The organism is Micromonospora sp. M51 (assembly GCF_018070305.1).
Taxonomy (GTDB): domain Bacteria; phylum Actinomycetota; class Actinomycetes; order Mycobacteriales; family Micromonosporaceae; genus Micromonospora; species Micromonospora parva.
Map to the genome: position 1 here is coordinate 1 of NZ_JAGPXZ010001429.1, position 564 is coordinate 564.

Sequence of the window (564 nt, forward strand, 5' to 3'; positions counted from 1 at the left end):
GCGGCGGCGCCCGGTCACGAGCGCCACCGTGAGTGGCTGCGCGCCAACGACTCGTTCCGGCGCGACGTGCTCGACCTGCTCGGCCGCTCCGGTCCGCTGCTGTCCCGCGACATCCCGGACACGAGCGTCGTGCCGTGGCCGTCGTCAGGCTGGACCAACAACCGCAACGTCACCCAGATGCTGGAGTTCCTGGTCCTGCGCGGCGAGGTCGCGATCGCCGGCCGCCGGGGCCGACAGCGGCTCTGGGACGTGGCGGAGCGGGTCTACCCGGCCGGCGTGCCCGTCGTCGAGCTGGAGCAGGCACGCCGGCTCCGCAACGAGCGACGGCTGCGGGCGCTGGGCATCGCCCGGGAGAAGGCGGTGGTGGTGCCCGGCGAGCCGGCCGAGGTCGGTGACGCGGGCGAGCCAGCGGTGATCGAGGGAGTCGCGGGCCAGTGGCGGGTCGACCCGGCCGCGCTCGGGCAGCCCTTCACCGGTCGTACGGCGTTGTTGTCGCCGTTCGACAGGCTGGTGCACGACCGGGTCCGCCTCGCGGACCTCTTCGCGTACGACTACGTGCTGGAG

The 564-nt window shown here is 74.1% G+C and carries 1 protein-coding gene; it reads left to right on the forward strand.

Annotated elements, in window-relative coordinates:
* On the forward strand, positions 1–564 hold a 564-nt coding region (locus tag KBX53_RS35260), incomplete at both ends, for a crosslink repair DNA glycosylase YcaQ family protein (protein ID WP_210864066.1).